This window comes from Sphingobium sp. FW306-1B-F04DB (assembly GCF_058781925.1).
Map to the genome: position 1 here is coordinate 71,904 of NZ_JBYSXE010000013.1, position 15,908 is coordinate 87,811.

A 15,908-nucleotide genomic window follows, 5' to 3' on the forward strand; every position below is an offset into this window, starting at 1 on the left:
GACATCATGAGCAAGAGCGCGCGCCAAACGGAGAAATCCCCGTCGCAGATGATCGACGAACGGATCGAAGAGCTGGGGGACTGGCGGGGCGAGATGCTTTCCCGGCTCCGCACCCTGATCAAACAGGCCGACCCGGAGGTTGTCGAGGAGTGGAAATGGCGTGGCGTTCCGGTGTGGTATCATGACGGGATGCTCTGCACCGGCGAGACCTACAAGAAGGTCGTCAAGATGACCTTTGCCAAGGGCGCCGCGCTGGATGACCCGATGGGCCTGTTCAATTCCAGCCTCGATGGCAATACCCGGCGCGCCATCGATTTCCAGGAGGGCGAGGAGGTCGACGAGGCTGCCCTTAAGGCGCTTGTGCGCGCGGCCGTGGCGCTGAACACATCGCGGGGCAGCGGTTGATCGAGGAGTAGTGCGAGGGCGCGTGCGTTGACGGCTGAATCGGGTTGCGGTGTCCAGAATGGGCCGAGCCCCGAAAAAAAGGGTTCGCCGTAACGTGCACGCCGGTTAAGTGACCCGATGCAGTCCCCTGAAGCGATCCTCCACCAGACATTCGGATTCCCGGCGTTTCGCGGCGTTCAGCGCGCGGTGGTCGATCGCGTGCTTGGCGGTGCGCGGACGCTGGCGGTGATGCCGACGGGGGCGGGGAAGTCACTTTGCTATCAGCTGCCCGCGCTCGCGCTCGAAGGGACCTGCATCGTCGTCTCGCCGCTGATCGCGCTGATGCACGACCAGTTGCGCGCCGCGACCGCCATCGGGATTCGCGCGGCGACGCTGACCTCGGTCGACGACAACCGCGCCGAGACGCTGGCACGGTTCCGGAACGGCGAACTCGACCTGCTCTATGTAGCGCCCGAGCGCGCTTCGGGTGAAGGATTTCGCAGCCTGCTCCGCGAGAGCCGGATCGCGCTGTTCGCGATCGACGAGGCGCATTGCGTCTCCGAATGGGGGCATGATTTCCGGCCCGATTACCGGCTGCTCAGGCCGATGCTTGACGACTTTCCCGAGGTGCCGCGGCTTGCGCTCACCGCCACCGCTGATGCGCATACCCGTGCCGACATCCTCGTCCAGCTCGGCATTCCCGAGGGCGGACTGATCGTCGCGGGCTTCGACCGCGAGAATATCCGCTATGCGATGACCCCACGCCAGGGGCTGCGGCAGCAGCTTGCCGCGGTGCTTGCGGCCGAGCCGGGGCCGGGGATCGTCTATGCGCCGACGCGCACTGGGACCGAGCGGATTGCCGAGATGCTGGGCGGCACCGGACGGCCCGTGCGGATCTATCATGCCGGGCTTTCGGCGGAGGAGCGCGCGCGCAACCAGCATGATTTTGTGGCCTCGGAGGATATGGTGATGGTCGCGACGATCGCCTTCGGCATGGGGATCGACAAGCCCGATGTCCGCTTCGTCGCGCACGCCGCGATGCCCAAGTCGATCGAGGCCTATTATCAGGAGACGGGACGTGCTGGGCGCGACGGTGAGCCCGCTCAGGCGCACCTCTTCTGGGGCGCCGAGGATTTCGTGCGCCAGCGCCAGCGCATCGACGAGATGGAACCCGATCGCCAGCCGGGCGAGCGGACGCGACTCGCGGCGCTGGGCGCGCTCGTCGAGACCGCGGGGTGCCGGCGCCAGCTCCTGCTGCGCCATTTCGGCGAGCAGCCCCCCGAACACTGCGGCAATTGCGACCATTGCCTGACGCCTCCCAACGCGATCGACGCCACCGAGACCGCGCGCAAATTCCTGTCGGCGGTCTATCGCACGGGGCAGAGCTTCGGCGTCGGGCATATCGAGGCGGTGCTTACGGGCCAGTCCAGCGACAAGGTGCGCCAGCGCGGGCATGACGCGCTCTCTGTTTTCGGCATCGTCGACGGCGAGGAGACCGCGCTGATCAAGCCCGTCTCTCGTGCGCTGCTCGTGCGTGATGCGCTCAGGACCAACGAGCATGGCGGGCTCGAGCTCGGCCCCGAGGCGCGCGCAGTGCTCAAGGGCGAGACATCGGTGCGGCTGGTGCTGCCGTCGCGCCGCGAACGACGCAGGCGTTATACGGAAGCCAACCCGATCGGCGACCCGCTGTTCGAGGCGCTGCGTGCGAAGCGCCGCGAGCTCGCGCAGGCGGCGGATGTGCCGCCCTATGTGATCTTCCACGATTCGACGCTGCGCGAGATCGCGCAGGTGCGGCCGCGGAGCCTCGACGAGATGGCGGGGATTTCGGGCATCGGGCTCCGCAAGCTCGAGGCCTATGGCGAGGCGTTCGTCGAGGTCGTGCTCGAGGCGGGGTAGGATCGATCCAAGTTTGTGCTCCGGGCTTGACCCGGAGCCCATGACGGAAGCGGTGGCGCCACAGGACAGATGGGCTCCTGCTTTCGCAGGAGCACTGCGACTACTCCCCGATCAGGTCGAGATAGGCGACCACATCGTTGTCGGTCGCGATGAACAGACCTTCCTGTATCTCGGCGGGCTGGCGCGCGGCGATCTCGAGTGCTTCGGCGAGCGAGCCATAGAACAGCGTCGTCGCAGCGCCACCCTCGGCCTCGCCGTCAAGGTGATAGAGGCGGACGGATATGCTGTCGGAAACGCTTCGCATGGCGGCGGAGACCCAAAACGAAAAATCCCGCGACGGCAAGCCGGGCCATGCGTGGCTTCCGGCCGCTGTCGCGGCATTTCTGAAACGGCTGTGGCCTTACGCCTTGGCGCGCTCGATGGCTTCGATCAGCACCTTGCGCGCGTCGTCGGCATTGCCCCAGGTACCGACGCGGACCCATTTCTCGGACTCGAGGTCCTTGTAGTGGGTGAAGAAGTGCTCGATCTGCGCCATCACGATCGAGGGCAGGTCGTCCTTCTCGCCGACATCGGTGTAATAGGGGAAGGTCTTGTCGACGGGCACGGTCAGCAGCTTCTCATCGCCGCCGGCCTCGTCCTCGAGGTAGAGCACCGCGATCGGACGGACCTTCACCACCGAGCCGGGGATGAAGGGCGAGCGTGCGACGACGAGTGCGTCGAGCGGATCGCCGTCGGGCGACAGCGTGTGCGGGATGAAGCCGTAATTGGCGGGATAGCGCATCGGCGTGTGCAGGATGCGGTCGACGAACAGCGCCCCCGACTTCTTGTCGAACTCGTACTTCACGGGTTCGCCGCCGACGGGCACTTCGATGATAACGTTGATGCTCTCGGGCGGGTTGTCCCCGACCGGGATGAGGTCGATGTTCAAGGTTTGGGCTCCAGAAGACGATCGAGAGTCGCGGCGCCGTTAGCCGCTTTTTCGAGCCTTGGATAGCGCAGACCGCCCGAATAGGCGATTTCCACGTCGCGGAAGCGATCACCCGACTGGATCAGGAGCCGAACGGGCGCCTTGCTTCCCTTGGCGGCGGTGATCGCTTCCTTGATCCGGTCCTCGGAATAGGCCTTGCCCGCGACCGCGACGATCTTGTCGCTGACGCGAAGCCCCGCGTCGAAGGCGGGGCCGTCCCACATCACCTGGCTCACCTCGCCGCTGTTCTTGACGGTCAGCCCGAGCGAATAGCTGAGATCGGTGTTCTTGGCGCGGCGCTCACCATCGGTGATGAAGCTGGTCGGTTCCTCGGTATAGACAAGGCGATAGCCCGCATCGGTCAGCCCCTTGAGTGGCGCGGTCTTCGAGGTCTCGCCCAGCCGCTGCGTCAGGAAACCTGCCCAGTCGTATGTGACGACGCCGTTCAGCGCCGCGACGACGTCGTCGAAGACGTAGGTGCGGATACCCCAGTCGCCGTCGCGGCCGCCGAAGAAGCTGCGCGCGAAATCGTCCATCGATTTGCTATCGCCCGACTGCCTGCGGATGATCGTGTCGGCCTCGAGCCAGATCAGCATGCCTTCGTTGTAATAATCCTCCGACCGCTGAAGGCTCACCCAGCCCTTGGGTGCGCGCGGTGTGATCACGGGGTCGTTGGTGGTGTCGCGCAGCGGGCGCCACTGGCGTCCGGCGCGGTTGTCAAGACCGGCCGCGATCGCGGCGAGCGCCTCCAGTGTCTGCTGCTTGGTGAACAGCCCCGAGCGCGCGCCGAGCACATAGCCCCAGAACTGCGTCTGGCCTTCATAGACCCAGAGCAGGTCGTCGTTCATCGGGGTGTTGAAATTGGGGGTCCAGTTGCCCGCCGGGCGGCGATGCTTGCCGTTCCAGCTGTGGGTCATCTCGTGCGGCAGCAGGTTGCGGCGGCCGGGGCCCTTGTCCCATTCGGTGAAATATTCGCGGTTCACGCCGTTCTCGGAGGAGCGGTGATGCTCGAGCCCGATGCCGCCCATCTCGTCGGTAAGCGCAAGCAGGAACTCGTATTTGTCGTAATGCTGGACGCCGAACAGCTTGACCGCCTGTTCGGCGAGGCGGCGATGTGCCGCGATCTGCTCGGGCTTCGCAGCGAGATACTTGGCCTCGTCGGCGACGATGTTGAGCCCGACGCGCGGGGTCAGCTGCTCGCGGCGGAAGTGCTTGCCCGCGAAGACCGGCGAATCGATCAGCGTCTCGTAATCGGTCGTCTCGTAGGAATAGGTCGAGCCATTGGCGGTCGAGGGAAGGCCCGATGCGGCCTTCCAGCCGACCGGGTACCTGACCGTCGCCTTCACCGGGATGCGCCGCGTGAAATAGCCCGCGGGATAGAGCGAGACCTGTTCGAACTGCAGGTTCATCATCACAGGGGTGATGACGACGCGGCCCTGGTCCTTGTCGGTCGCCGAGACGAAATCGAAGCTGATGTCGAGCCGGTCAGCGCCCTGGGGAATATCGATATGGAAGGCATGGACGTCGAGATTGTCGCGGCGCCAGGAGAGCTCCTTGCCGCCCGCCCGGATCTTGAGCCCGGCGAGCTTCTCAACCTCGCCGCGCGGCGCGTGCTTGCCCGGCAGCCAGTCAGGGAAGAGCAAGGTCATCGGGCCCGCTTTCGCGACGGGAATGGTCTGCTTGACGCGGTAGATCGCGCGCTGGACGTCGGTTGCGTCGACATCGAGCGTCATCGTGCCGGGATAGGCGATGTCCTGCGGTGCCGGAATCGTATTCGCCAGCAGAGCTGGTTCGGAGATGCTGTTCTGAGCGAGCGCCGAGGTCGAGACGAGAAGCAAGGGCAGGGCGATCAGACGAATGGACATGGAAACGTGATTCCCCCGGGGATGATGCGATATTGTCTCATCCCTTAGGGCGATCGGCGCGCCCGGGTCCACCCCCGCGCCCAGAAAATCAGTGGGCGCCGCCCAATGTGTTGATGACGAAGGCGAGGATGCCGATGTTGAACACGAAGGCCGCGATGCTCTGAAGCAGCACGATCCTACGCATATGCCCGCTGGCGACGGTCACGTCGGAGGTCTGGAAGGTCATGCCGAGCGTGAAGCTGAAATAGAGGAAGTCCCAGTAATCGGGGGTGTCGTCACCGGGAAATTCGAGCCCGGCGCGATCCCGGCCGCCATCGGGCAGATAGTAAAGATGCGCATAGTGCATCGCGAAGATCGTGTTGGCGAACAGCCAAGTCAGCGCGAGCGAGGCGATGATGAGGGAGCCGACGCCCAGCGCGGGCTTGCCCGCGAGGCTCAGCAGCGATGCGACCGTCACGAGGATCGACGCGCTGACTGCGACAGTAATGATCAGCAGCGACAAGCGATTGGCGTCATTGGCAGCCGCATGGCGCCGCATCTCGTCGGCGTCGCTCTTGCGCAATAGCGTCACGGCGGCGAGCAGAAAGCACAGCGCCGCTGTGTCAAAGGCGGTGAGCAGCGCAAGTTGCCAGTCTTCCGACGGGAAGAACCGGAGTGCGCCAGGAACGCCGACCGTGAGTACGAGCAGGAACAGCAGGAAGCGCGGTGGCGCCACCGCATTGCCCACACCCCTGCGTTGCGGCTGCGTCATGATGCGGACGCTAGCGATTTTGAAAACTCTCTACTAGAGAGCGCAGCATTATGGCTGGACAGACTCCAAATCGCATCCGTGGAACGCAGGACATGCTCGGCGAGGCGCAGCGCGCTTTCCAGCATGTCGTCGATACCTTCGATCGTGTCCGCGGGCTCTATGGCTTCCAGCGCGTCGAGGTTCCGATCTTCGAGGCGACCGCGGTGTTCGCGCGCTCGATCGGCGAGACCACCGATGTCGTCTCCAAGGAGATGTACACCTTTCCCGATCGCGGCGGGGATTCGCTGACGCTGCGCCCCGAATTCACAGCGGGCATCTGCCGCGCCTATCTGACCGAAGGCTGGCAGCAGTTCGCGCCCTTGAAGCTCGCGGCATCGGGAGCGGTATTCCGTTATGAGCGCCCGCAAAAAGGCCGCTACCGCCAGTTCCACCAGATCGACGCCGAGATCATCGGCGCCGCCGAGCCGCAGGCCGATATCGAGCTGCTCGTCCTGGCCGACCAGTTGCTCAGGGAACTCGGCATCGGTGACGGGGTGACGCTGCAATTGAACACGCTCGGCGATGCGCCGACGCGCGATGCCTGGCGCGCGGCGCTCGTCGCGCATTTCGAGAAGCATCGCGGCGAACTGTCCGAGGACAGCCTCGACCGGCTCGAGCGCAACCCGCTGCGCATCCTCGACAGCAAGGATTCGCGCGACCGCCCGATCGCTGACAGCGCACCGGGGATCGACCAGTTCCTGACCGACGAGGCCGCCGGTTTCTTCGCGCAGGTGACCGCGGGGCTCGACGCCGCGGGGGTCAGGTGGACGCGCAACGAGACGCTGGTGCGCGGGCTCGACTATTATCGCCACACCGCGTTCGAGTTCGTCACCGACCGGCTGGGCGCGCAGGGCACGGTGCTGGCGGGCGGGCGTTACGACGGGCTGATCGGCTCGCTCGGCGGCCCCGAGACGCCGGGCGTGGGCTGGGCCGCGGGGATCGAGCGGCTGGCGATGCTTGCTGGCGCGCCGGCGGCCGAAGGCCCGCAGGTGGCGCTGATCCCGATGGGCGCGGCAGCCGAGGCGGCGGCACAGGGGATTGTCGCGTCGCTGCGTCGCGCGGGTGTGTCGGCGGACATGGCGTTTCGCGGCAATATGAAGAAGCGGATGCAGAAGGCGAATGCCGCGGCCGCGCGTTTCGCGGTGATCCTGGGCGATGACGAGCTCGCCAAGGGTGTGGCGGCGGTGAAGAATCTTGGCACGGGTGCCCAGTCCAAGGTGGCGCTCGATATATTGGTGGAAGCGGTTCGCGGCGAATGATCTCGATCTCGGCAGACCGCATCGCCGCGATCGAGGCGCGGCGCGACGAGCTTCAGGCGATGATGACGCGCAGCGATCTCGCGCCCGAGCAGTTCGTCGCGCTGTCCAAGGAGTATGCCGAGATCGAACCCGTCGCGGTCGCCGCGGGCGAGGTACGCCGACTGCGTGCAGAGCTAGAGGTGTTGTCTGGACTGGTGGCGGACAGCAGCGCCGAAGCCGAGATCCGCGAGATGGCGGTCGAGGAGGTCGCGACGATCCGCGACAAGCTGCCCGAGGCCGAGCGCGATCTGGCGATTCGCCTGCTGCCCAGGGATGCTGCCGACGCCAAGCCCGCGATGCTCGAGATTCGCGCGGGCACCGGCGGCGACGAGGCCGCGCTGTTCGCGGGTGACCTGTTTCGCATGTATTCGCGCTTCGCCGAGGGGCAGGGCTGGCGCGTCGAACTGATCTCGGCGAGCCCGTCGGATGTCGGCGGTTACAAGGAAGTGGTTGCCAGCCTGACCGGGCAGGGCGTGTTCGCGCGGATGAAGTTCGAAAGCGGGGTCCACCGCGTTCAGCGCGTGCCCGTGACCGAAAGCGGCGGGCGAATCCATACCTCGGCGGCGACGGTGGCGGTGCTGCCCGAGCCCGAGGAGGTCGACGTCCATATCGACGAGAAAGATCTGCGGATCGACGTGTTCCGTTCCTCGGGCGCAGGCGGGCAGCACGTCAACACGACCGACAGCGCGGTGCGGATCACGCACCTGCCCACGGGCATCGTCGTCAGCCAGCAGGACGAGAAGTCGCAGCACAAGAACAAGGCCAAGGCGATGAAGGTGCTGCGCGCGCGGCTCTACGAGGCCGAGCGCGAGCGTGTGGCGAGCGCGCAGGCGGGCGCGCGCAAGTCGATGGTCGGATCGGGTGATCGTTCGGAGCGAATCCGCACCTATAATTTCCCGCAGGGCCGCGTCACGGACCACCGCATCAACCTGACGCTGCATCGTTTGCCCGAGATCCTCGAAGGGCAGCTCGACGAGCTCGTGTCCGCGCTGGTTGCCGAGGATGAGGCCGAGCGGCTTGCCAATCTCGATAGCTGAGGCGCTCCGCGCGGCCGCGGTGCGGCTGGGTGCGACGAGCGACACGCCGCGGCTCGACGCCGAGCTGCTGATGGCACATGCGCTGGGCGTTAGCCGCGAGGACGTGCTGCTGGGCCGCGGCGGCGCCGATGTTCCCGAGACCTTTGCCGCACTGGTCGAGCGCCGGCTGGGGAGCGAGCCGCTCGCCTATATCACCGGAACGCGTGATTTCTGGACGATCACGCTCGGCGTCGCGCCGGGGGTGCTGATCCCGCGCCCCGACAGCGAGACGCTGATCGAGGCGGCGGTGGATCATTTCGGCGGCGCCGGACCCAAGCGCGTGCTCGACCTTGGCACCGGCCCCGGTACGCTGCTGCTGGCCGCGCTCAACCAGTGGCCGACCGCGACCGGCCTTGGAGTCGACGCCTCCGAGACGGCGCTTGGCATCGCACGCGCCAATGCCGAACGGCTGGGACTGGCCGATCGGGCAGAATTCGGGCTCGGCGACTGGGCGGCGGGAATCGATGAGCGTTTCGATCTGATCCTGTGCAATCCGCCCTATATCGCCGAGAGTGAGCAGCTGGCGCACGATGTGCACGGCTATGAGCCGCATGAGGCGCTGTTCGCGGGTGCCGACGGGCTTTCAAACTATCGTATACTGGCGCACCAGATTCCGCCGCTGATCGCGCCGGGCGGATGTGCCGTGATCGAAATAGGTGCGGCGCAACGTGCTGATGTCGAAGCGCTTTTCGCTGCGAGCGGGTATGAGGTCTCGTGCCGCCAGGATCTGGGCGGGCGTGACCGGGCGATCCTGCTTTCGCGACCCTGACGCTTTTTCGAACATTTCCCCTTGGCGAGCGAGGGGTGGCTCGCTAGATAGGTCTCAGGGACGGGCAAATCGACAGCGTAGCTCTGAATTTGCCGTTACCTGCCCCCAAAGTCATGATGTCGCTGAAGTCCGGTGGCTCAGGCAAAAGGCACGACGCGCCCGCTCGTGAAGCGCGCGCGGCAAGGCCGGACAGGGGCCGACAACCGTTTTAACGGGAGCGTTGTCTAGGTTTTACGCTAGTCAAGGACACACACAGCTTGATGAACAATCGTCAGTCCGGCCGTCGTCGCGGCCGCGGCGGCCAGCGGTCGCAATCCGGCCAGGGCCGGTCCGATCAGGGCAACCGCATCGACAACCGCGCACGCGGCAATGCGGCGCAGCTGCATGAAAAGTACAAGAATCTTGCGCGGGACGCCCAGATGCAGGGCGACCGGGTCATGGCCGAATATTATTTCCAGTTCGCGGATCATTATTTCCGTGTCCTCAATGATGGTCGTGCGCGATTCGAGGAAAACCGGCGCCCGCGCGACGAGATGCAGGACGATGAGGATCTGGGCGACGAGGTCCGCGCCGACGAGGCGATGGACGACGGGGCTGCCGAACCGTTCGAACAGGAAGATTTCCGGCATCAGCGCCGCAATCGCGATCGTGCGCCCCAGCGCGAGATGCACGACGAGCCTGGCGATCAGCAGCGCCGCGAAGCGCCTGAAGCCGCCGAATCCGAATCCGCCGAGCCGGCGCCCCGTGCTCCGCGCGCGGGATTGCGCCCGCGTCGTGGCACCAAGACCGACACCAATGGCCATGCGGTCGATGCGTCCGCGGAACTGAGCCTCGACGCGGATCGACTGCCGCCGGCGCTGTCGGCGTCGACCGAGGAGGCGCCCGCGCCCAAGCCGCGCGCGCGGCGGACGCGCAAGGCACCCGAGGCCGGGGCCGCCGTCGAGGGCTGATCGCCCGAGGTCAGATGAAAGACATAAAGGGGTGGTATCCGTGAGGGTGCCACCCCTTTTTCGTTGCATACCCGCTATCGTGTCATCAAACAGTCATCAATGCGTCGTGTAACTGTCATCATATTGCCCTAGCGGCGTCACCGAGCAACGGACGGGGCGTCCCGAAATTCGATGAAGAGACCAGGCCGATGAAGACTCCTTTTCTGGCTGTATTGCTCGCAGCGACTGCACTGACCGCGCCCGCGCACGCCCAGACCGCGCCCAGCGCCGCGGATATCCAGGCGCTCAAGGCCCAGATCGACGCGCTCCAGGCCAAGGTCAGCGAACTCGAGGCGCAGATGGCGGCGAGCAAGGCCGCGGAGGCGAGGGCGCCGGCCGCGGCGCCCGCACCCGCGCAACCGCCCGCCAAGACCGCCGAGGCTTCAGCGCCGATCTGGAAGGGTGCGCCGCAATTCGAGGACAAGGCCACAGGCTTCAGCTTCAAGCCGACGGGCTTCATCCAGTACGATACCGGCCATGTCGGCAATCCCAATGATGCGGTGGACACCAACAATCTCGGTTATCGCACGCGCGCCCGGCGCCTCGTGCTCGGAGCGCAGGGCGGCCTGCCCGGCGGCTTCGGCTACAAGGCGGAGTTCAACTTCGCGAATGGCGAGGTGGGCTATGAGGACGTGATCCTGACATGGCAGGGCAAGACGCCGGTCCTCGTGACGCTCGGCAATCATTATCCGCTGTCGGGGCTCGACACCGTGTCGAGCTCGAAGATCGGCTCGGTGCTCGAGCGCCATCAGGGCAACGACGGCTTCAATTTCGCGCGCAGGATCGGCGCCTCGGTCGGCTATATCGATCCCAAGGACCGCTTCACCCTGACCGCGGGCATCTATCAGGGGCCGATCAGCAACAGCTTTTCCGACGACCAGTGGCAGGCGAGCGTGCGCGGCACCTGGTCGCCCAAGATCGGCAAGGACGGCCGGCTGCACTTCGGCCTCAACTACCAGCACCGCGAGAATCAGACCGCGGCTCCGCTGTCGCGCTTCCGCGCGCGGCCCTTCACGCAGCTCACCGACGTCCGCTTCGTCGACACCGGCACCCTCGACATCAGCGGTGACGACGTGGTCGGCGCCGAACTGGGCGGCATCTTCGGACCCTTCCATTTCGCGGGCGAGGCGCACAAGCTGTGGACCAAGGACTTTCGGATGGACTCCGACAGCGTGGTTCTCGACGGCGCGCCTTCCTTCTTCTCGGGCTATGCCGAGATCGGCTGGTACATCACGGGCGAGACGCGCGGCTACAAGGGCGGCAAATGGGATCGCACCAAGGTGGTCAATCCCGTCGACAAGGGCGGGCCCGGCGCGATCCAGCTTAATGCGCGCTTCGACTATCTCGACCTGACAGACCGGTTCTCGTCCGACTTGCTCGGCGCCCCGCTCCTGATCAATGGTGGCCAGCAGACGGGCTATGAGATGAGCCTGATCTGGAATCCCATCGAGTATCTGCGCTTCCTGCTGCAATATTCGCACATAGAGGTCGAAGGAGGACCGCAGGCCGCGACGGTGGTGCCACTTTCGACCAAGCCCGTCGACCAGCGCCGCTACGACACCGATTCGGTCGCGCTGCGCGCACAGATCGAATTCTGATTCCTGCATTTTCCGGCTTCGCGCGAGCCGAGGGATAGGGCATGACATGCCATCCAGGCGGAGGGGATGTCATGCGCAAGCTGTTGGCTCTGGGTCTGATCGTTGCACCGACGGCGCTGTTGGCGCAGAGCGCGCAAGGCGATGTCGCGGTCACCATTTACAACAACAATCTCGCGCTGGTGCAGGATGTGCGCCAGCTCAACATTCCGTCGGGGCGCAGCCGGCAGGAATTTCCCGACGTCTCGGCGCAGATCCGGCCCGAGACCGTCACGCTGTCGGGTGCGGGCATCGGCATCGTCGAGCAGAATTTCGACTACGACCTGCTCTCGCCCGACAAGCTGATGGAAAAGGCGGTGGGGCAGGTGATCACCATCGTCCGCACCAATCCCGCAACGGGCGCCGAGACGCGCGAACTGGCGAAGGTGCTCGCGGCCAATGGCGGGATCGTCCTCCAGATCGGCAACAGGATCGAAGTGCTGCGCGACGACGGGCTGCCTGTACGCGTGGTCTTCGACAAGGTGCCCGAAAATCTGCGCGCGCGCCCGACGCTGTCGGTGACGCTTGACGCCGCAAAGGCGGAAACCGTCGCAACGAGCCTTTCCTATCTCACGCCGGGCATGGGTTGGACCTCGGACTATGTCATGCTGTTCGACGAGAAGTCGGGCACGGCCGACATGCAGGGCTGGGTTACGCTCACCAACAATACGGGCACGACCTACGCCAATGCCGATACGCTGCTCGTCGCGGGCAATGTCGGCGGCGGGCAGAACCGCTTCAACGCGCTCAATTCAACGCTTGAGGCCGCGGGCACCGAAAGCGGCACGCGCGAGCGGCTCGGCGACTATTATCTCTATCCGTTGCCCGAGCGCACGACCATCGCCAACGCGCAACAGAAGCAGGTGAGCTTCCTCGACGTGAAAGGCGCGCCCGCGCGCAAGGCTTATGAGTTCGTCAATCACTGGCTCGGCAGCAACGACGATCCGCGGAGCGCGGTGACGGCGATCAAATTTTCAACCGCGAAGCAGGGCGGGTTGGGAGACCAGCTTCCCGCAGGCACGATCCGCGTCTATCTGCGCGACAGGCGGGGCGATCCGCAGTTCATCGGAGAAAGCCGGATCGACCATACCCCGATGGGGTCGTCGATGGCGATCCGCACCGGCGACGCGTTCGACGTCAAGGTGAAGACGGTGGTCGAGGAGCGCGCCAGGCTCTCCAACCGCCGCTGGCGCACCAGGATGCGCTACATCGTGACCAATGCGCGACCCGAGCAGCTCACCCTCGATCTCGCGCAGGACGGGCTGTGGGGCGATGTCCGGATCGAGGCGCAGAGCATCGCGGGCACGCGCGTCTCGGCCGACCGGATCGAATGGAAGGTGCCGGTGCCGGCCAATGGCACGACTGAACTGACCGCGACGTTCGACACGCGGTATTGAGCCGATGCGCGCATTAGCGCTCCTGCTGATCCTGTTCGGATGGGTGACGGCCGCTCAGGCTGGCACCGTCGTTTCGACCGAAGTGTCCGACGTGTCAGTCACGATCTATCGCGCACCGAATCGCGGCAAGGGGCCGATGGATCGCAATTGGCCGCAGGGCTATGCGCTCATCAGCGAGACTCGCACCATCACCATTCCCGCAGGCGAAAGCGTCGTGCGGTTCGAGGGCGTCGCGGAAGGACTGCTTCCCGAGACCGCGATCGTCACCGGCCTGCCCAGGGGTGTGCGCGAGAAGAACAGGGATGCGCGATTGATCTCGCCCGCGGGGCTGGTCGACGCCTATCTGAAGCGCAAGGTTCGCCTGAAGCGCACCAACCGCAAGACCGGCAAGGTGACCGAGCAGGACGCGATCGTCCAGGCAGGCCCCAATGGCGGCGTCATCGTCCAGACCGCCGAGGGTGTCGAGGCACTCGGCTGCTCGGGGCTGCCCGAACGGATGCTCTACGGCGAAATCCCCGCCGATCTTTCGCCGCGCCCGACGCTCACGGTGCTGACGACGAGCGACCGACCCGTCACCGCAGCCGTGCAACTCACCTATATGGCGCAGGGCTTCGACTGGTCGGCCAATTATGTGGCGCGCATGGACGAGAGCGGCAAGGCGATGGCGTTGTTCGCCTGGCTGACGCTCGCCAATGGCGGCGTGCAGAGCTTCAGGGATGCGCGGCTGCAAGTCGTTGCGGGCCAGCCGCGCAAGGAACGCAATGCCCCGCCTCTTGCCCAGCCCAGCCGGGCGCTCCGGCTAAAATGCTGGCCGAGAGACATTACGAGCACGCATCCCCGTCACATCTTCAGACGCCTGCCGTGGCCCGACGAAGCCGCGGAAGAGGGCGCAATCGCTATGAACTCGGTATCCAGCGAGATCATAGTGACGAGTTCAAGGCGCGATCGCCGCTCTTATAGCATGCTGGCGCCACCGCCGCCCGCCCCGGTTGCGATGGTGGCACAGCAGGAGGATCTGGGCGATCTCAAGCTCTACCGCGTGCCCGAGCGCGTCACCGTGTCCGCGCAGGGCCAGAAGCAGGTCGCGATGATCGACCAGCCCGAGGCCAGTTTCGAGCGCGTCTATGTGGCCAATGCCGGGTCGGATGCTGCGGACTTCCAGGCGATGCCGTTCCTGCTGAGGAGCAGAAACACCAAGGACAAGGGACTCGGCGTGCCCCTTCCCGCGGGAGGGGTAGCGGTCTTCGAGGCGGTCGCGGGCCGCGAGCTGCTTGCGGGCAGCGATGATCTCGCCGACATTGCGGTCGAAGAACGCGTCGAGATCAACCTGGGCAACAGCCCTGATGTCCAGTGGCGACTCACCAAGCAGCGCGAAACGAAGAAGAAGCAGGACTGGCGCGTCGACCTGACCAACGCCCGCCCGGTGCCGGTCAGGGCAGAGATCATCGTGCCCTTCGATCTTGCCGAGAAACCGCCTGGAATCGAGCGTGGGCGTGGCGGCTGGGTTCTGCCGGTCACGGTGCCCGAGAATGGCGAAGCGAGCGTCAGCTATTCAGTGCGCCTTCATCGGGATCACTGATCACGCCACGCTCGGCAAAGGCCGCGGCCGGTGATTCTCGTCCAGCGCGACGAAGGTGTAGATCGCTTCGGTCACCTTGACCGCGGTCTCGCCGCGGTCTCGCGTCGCGATCACCTCGATCTTGATCGCAAGGCTGGTGCGCCCGCGGCGTGCGACATGTGCATAGACCGAGATGAGGTCCCTGAGCAGGATCGGCGCGATGAATTCCATCGCCTCGATCGCGACCGTCGCGACCGCGCCACCGGCCTCGCGCGCGGCGACGATGCCGCCGGCGATGTCCATCTGCGACAGGATCCATCCGCCGAAGATATGGCCGTTCGAATTGATGTCGCTGGGGCCGGGGACCACGCGCAAAATGGGGTCGCGGGGCGCGCTGCCGATCTGGTTCATTCGTCTTCGTCCTTCGAAAAATCCTGGATCTTCTCGTCATGGCCGGTGCCCGAGCTCAGGAACACCAGCCCCATCAGCGCGGTGCCGAGCATCACCGACAATCCCACGCCCAGCACCGTCGCGATGATCATGTGGATCGACAGCGGGCCATAGCTCCACCGCAGATAAAGCAGCGCCGCGCCGATCGCGATGATCGCCGCCAGCGTCATCCACGCCATCAACCGCCGATAGCGCCGCCAGGCGAAGCGCGCATATTCGGGATCGGAAAGGTCGGGCTCGTTCGCAGCCATAGCCTTCCCTTTGTGGCCAAGTCATGGGAACATCAAGGTCCAGGGCACAAAAGACATGGGAGAGTCGCGACAATGACGATCCAGGCGATACTCGAGCGAAACCCACACCGCGTCATCTCGATCTCGGCGAGCGCCAGCGTGGCCGAAGCCGTGGCCATCCTCGCGGAAAAGCGGATCGGCGCGCTGCCCGTCGTCGAGGGCGACGCGGTGCTCGGCATTTTTTCCGAGCGCGATGTCATCCATTGTCTCGAGCGCCATGGGGCGGCGGCGCTCCAGCACTCGGTCGCGGACGTGATGACCGCGCCCGCGGTGACCGCAGAACCCGAACGCACCGCGCTCGGGGCACTGTCGCTGATGACGCAACGGCGCATCCGCCATCTGCCCGTGATCAAGGACGGTCGCATGATCGGCTTCGTCTCGATCGGCGATCTCGTCAAATACCGCATCGACAAGATCGAGGCCGAGGCGAACGCGATGCGCGACTATATCCAGGGCGTCTAGATGTGAGCTCACATGACGAGGACGTCGGTCAAGGTTTAAAATCGCGACGGCATTTGTCTTCTCCTTGATGTTTGGATCCAGGC

At 65.5% G+C, this 15,908-nt stretch carries 16 protein-coding genes; 10 read left to right on the forward strand and 6 right to left on the reverse strand.

The features are described from left to right. Positions 1 to 6 precede the first annotated feature (6 nt). Both AC3WJD_RS08730 and recQ read left to right on the forward strand, forming a co-directional pair. On the forward strand, positions 7 to 405 hold the full coding sequence (locus AC3WJD_RS08730; protein ID WP_492746215.1) for a DUF1801 domain-containing protein: 399 nt from the start codon (positions 7 to 9) through the stop codon (positions 403 to 405). Positions 406 to 522: 117 nt separating this feature from the next. Beyond that, positions 523 to 2,280: a DNA helicase RecQ gene (gene recQ / locus AC3WJD_RS08735; protein WP_492746216.1), complete on the forward strand. Its 1,758-nt coding sequence runs from the start codon at positions 523 to 525 to the stop codon at positions 2,278 to 2,280. A 100-nt stretch (positions 2,281 to 2,380) separates the two neighbouring features. Here the strand turns inward: recQ and AC3WJD_RS08740 are convergent, their stop codons facing one another. From AC3WJD_RS08740 to AC3WJD_RS08755, 4 genes are all read right to left on the reverse strand, one after another. Then, entirely contained in the window at positions 2,381 to 2,584 is a 204-nt protein-coding gene (locus AC3WJD_RS08740) for a hypothetical protein (RefSeq protein WP_492746217.1), read from the reverse strand. Positions 2,585 to 2,680: 96 nt separating this feature from the next. Next, entirely contained in the window at positions 2,681 to 3,208 is a 528-nt protein-coding gene (gene ppa, locus AC3WJD_RS08745; protein ID WP_241631828.1) for an inorganic diphosphatase, read from the reverse strand. Next, a complete protein-coding gene (locus AC3WJD_RS08750; protein ID WP_492746218.1) occupies positions 3,205 to 5,112 on the reverse strand; it encodes a M61 family metallopeptidase in 1,908 nt (635 codons plus the stop codon). The genes ppa and AC3WJD_RS08750 overlap by 4 nt, the downstream gene beginning before the upstream one ends. A gap of 88 nt (positions 5,113 to 5,200) precedes the next feature. Continuing rightward, the gene (locus tag AC3WJD_RS08755) at positions 5,201 to 5,863 is read right to left on the reverse strand and encodes a DUF1345 domain-containing protein (protein ID WP_492746219.1); all 663 of its coding nucleotides are present in this window, start codon (positions 5,861 to 5,863) and stop codon (positions 5,201 to 5,203) included. 50 nt (positions 5,864 to 5,913) lie between these two features. On the opposite strand from AC3WJD_RS08755, the gene hisS reads away from it, so the two are divergent. The 7 genes from hisS (at position 5,914) to AC3WJD_RS08790 (ending at position 14,644) form a co-directional block, all read left to right on the forward strand. Next, the gene (gene hisS / locus AC3WJD_RS08760; protein ID WP_492746220.1) at positions 5,914 to 7,161 is read left to right on the forward strand and encodes a histidine--tRNA ligase; all 1,248 of its coding nucleotides are present in this window, start codon (positions 5,914 to 5,916) and stop codon (positions 7,159 to 7,161) included. Beyond that, entirely contained in the window at positions 7,158 to 8,237 is a 1,080-nt protein-coding gene (gene prfA / locus AC3WJD_RS08765; protein WP_492746221.1) for a peptide chain release factor 1, read from the forward strand. The genes hisS and prfA overlap by 4 nt, the downstream gene beginning before the upstream one ends. Beyond that, on the forward strand, positions 8,203 to 9,045 hold the full coding sequence (gene prmC / locus AC3WJD_RS08770) for a peptide chain release factor N(5)-glutamine methyltransferase (RefSeq protein WP_492746222.1): 843 nt from the start codon (positions 8,203 to 8,205) through the stop codon (positions 9,043 to 9,045). The genes prfA and prmC overlap by 35 nt, the downstream gene beginning before the upstream one ends. A gap of 260 nt (positions 9,046 to 9,305) precedes the next feature. Continuing rightward, positions 9,306 to 9,995 carry a DUF4167 domain-containing protein gene (locus tag AC3WJD_RS08775; RefSeq protein ID WP_492746223.1) on the forward strand — a complete coding sequence of 230 codons (690 nt, stop codon included), beginning with the start codon at positions 9,306 to 9,308 and terminating at the stop codon, positions 9,993 to 9,995. A gap of 188 nt (positions 9,996 to 10,183) precedes the next feature. Beyond that, a complete protein-coding gene (locus tag AC3WJD_RS08780; RefSeq protein ID WP_492746224.1) occupies positions 10,184 to 11,632 on the forward strand; it encodes an OprO/OprP family phosphate-selective porin in 1,449 nt (482 codons plus the stop codon). Between the two features lie 71 nt (positions 11,633 to 11,703). After that, entirely contained in the window at positions 11,704 to 13,065 is a 1,362-nt protein-coding gene (locus AC3WJD_RS08785; protein ID WP_492746225.1) for a DUF4139 domain-containing protein, read from the forward strand. Positions 13,066 to 13,069: 4 nt separating this feature from the next. Beyond that, on the forward strand, positions 13,070 to 14,644 hold the full coding sequence (locus AC3WJD_RS08790) for a DUF4139 domain-containing protein (protein WP_492746226.1): 1,575 nt from the start codon (positions 13,070 to 13,072) through the stop codon (positions 14,642 to 14,644). Here the strand turns inward: AC3WJD_RS08790 and AC3WJD_RS08795 are convergent, their stop codons facing one another. Further along, positions 14,645 to 15,034, reverse strand: a complete 390-nt coding sequence (locus tag AC3WJD_RS08795) for an acyl-CoA thioesterase (RefSeq protein WP_492746227.1) — start codon at positions 15,032 to 15,034, stop codon at positions 14,645 to 14,647. Continuing rightward, positions 15,031 to 15,324, reverse strand: coding sequence for a hypothetical protein (locus AC3WJD_RS08800; protein ID WP_492746228.1), 294 nt, complete (start codon positions 15,322 to 15,324; stop codon positions 15,031 to 15,033). Before AC3WJD_RS08800 ends, AC3WJD_RS08795 begins: the two co-directional genes overlap by 4 nt. Positions 15,325 to 15,396: 72 nt before the next feature. Between AC3WJD_RS08800 and AC3WJD_RS08805 the strand changes: the two genes are divergently transcribed. Beyond that, the gene (locus AC3WJD_RS08805) at positions 15,397 to 15,825 is read left to right on the forward strand and encodes a CBS domain-containing protein (RefSeq protein WP_492746229.1); all 429 of its coding nucleotides are present in this window, start codon (positions 15,397 to 15,399) and stop codon (positions 15,823 to 15,825) included. Positions 15,826 to 15,908: the final 83 nt, after the last annotated feature.

Excerpts from the sequence above, each read along its gene's own strand:
- AC3WJD_RS08730 (WP_492746215.1), top strand. The coding sequence starts at position 7 with ATGAGCAAGAGCGCGCGCCAAACGGAGAAATCCCCGTCGCAGATGATC.
- recQ (WP_492746216.1), top strand. The coding sequence starts at position 523 with ATGCAGTCCCCTGAAGCGATCCTCCACCAGACATTCGGATTCCCGGCG.
- AC3WJD_RS08740 (WP_492746217.1), bottom strand. The coding sequence starts at position 2,584 with ATGCGAAGCGTTTCCGACAGCATATCCGTCCGCCTCTATCACCTTGAC.
- AC3WJD_RS08750 (WP_492746218.1), bottom strand. The coding sequence starts at position 5,112 with ATGTCCATTCGTCTGATCGCCCTGCCCTTGCTTCTCGTCTCGACCTCG.
- AC3WJD_RS08755 (WP_492746219.1), bottom strand. The coding sequence starts at position 5,863 with ATGACGCAGCCGCAACGCAGGGGTGTGGGCAATGCGGTGGCGCCACCG.
- hisS (WP_492746220.1), top strand. The coding sequence starts at position 5,914 with ATGGCTGGACAGACTCCAAATCGCATCCGTGGAACGCAGGACATGCTC.
- prfA (WP_492746221.1), top strand. The coding sequence starts at position 7,158 with ATGATCTCGATCTCGGCAGACCGCATCGCCGCGATCGAGGCGCGGCGC.
- prmC (WP_492746222.1), top strand. The coding sequence starts at position 8,203 with ATGAGGCCGAGCGGCTTGCCAATCTCGATAGCTGAGGCGCTCCGCGCG.
- AC3WJD_RS08775 (WP_492746223.1), top strand. The coding sequence starts at position 9,306 with ATGAACAATCGTCAGTCCGGCCGTCGTCGCGGCCGCGGCGGCCAGCGG.
- AC3WJD_RS08780 (WP_492746224.1), top strand. The coding sequence starts at position 10,184 with ATGAAGACTCCTTTTCTGGCTGTATTGCTCGCAGCGACTGCACTGACC.
- AC3WJD_RS08785 (WP_492746225.1), top strand. The coding sequence starts at position 11,704 with ATGCGCAAGCTGTTGGCTCTGGGTCTGATCGTTGCACCGACGGCGCTG.
- AC3WJD_RS08790 (WP_492746226.1), top strand. The coding sequence starts at position 13,070 with ATGCGCGCATTAGCGCTCCTGCTGATCCTGTTCGGATGGGTGACGGCC.
- AC3WJD_RS08795 (WP_492746227.1), bottom strand. The coding sequence starts at position 15,034 with ATGAACCAGATCGGCAGCGCGCCCCGCGACCCCATTTTGCGCGTGGTC.
- AC3WJD_RS08800 (WP_492746228.1), bottom strand. The coding sequence starts at position 15,324 with ATGGCTGCGAACGAGCCCGACCTTTCCGATCCCGAATATGCGCGCTTC.
- AC3WJD_RS08805 (WP_492746229.1), top strand. The coding sequence starts at position 15,397 with ATGACGATCCAGGCGATACTCGAGCGAAACCCACACCGCGTCATCTCG.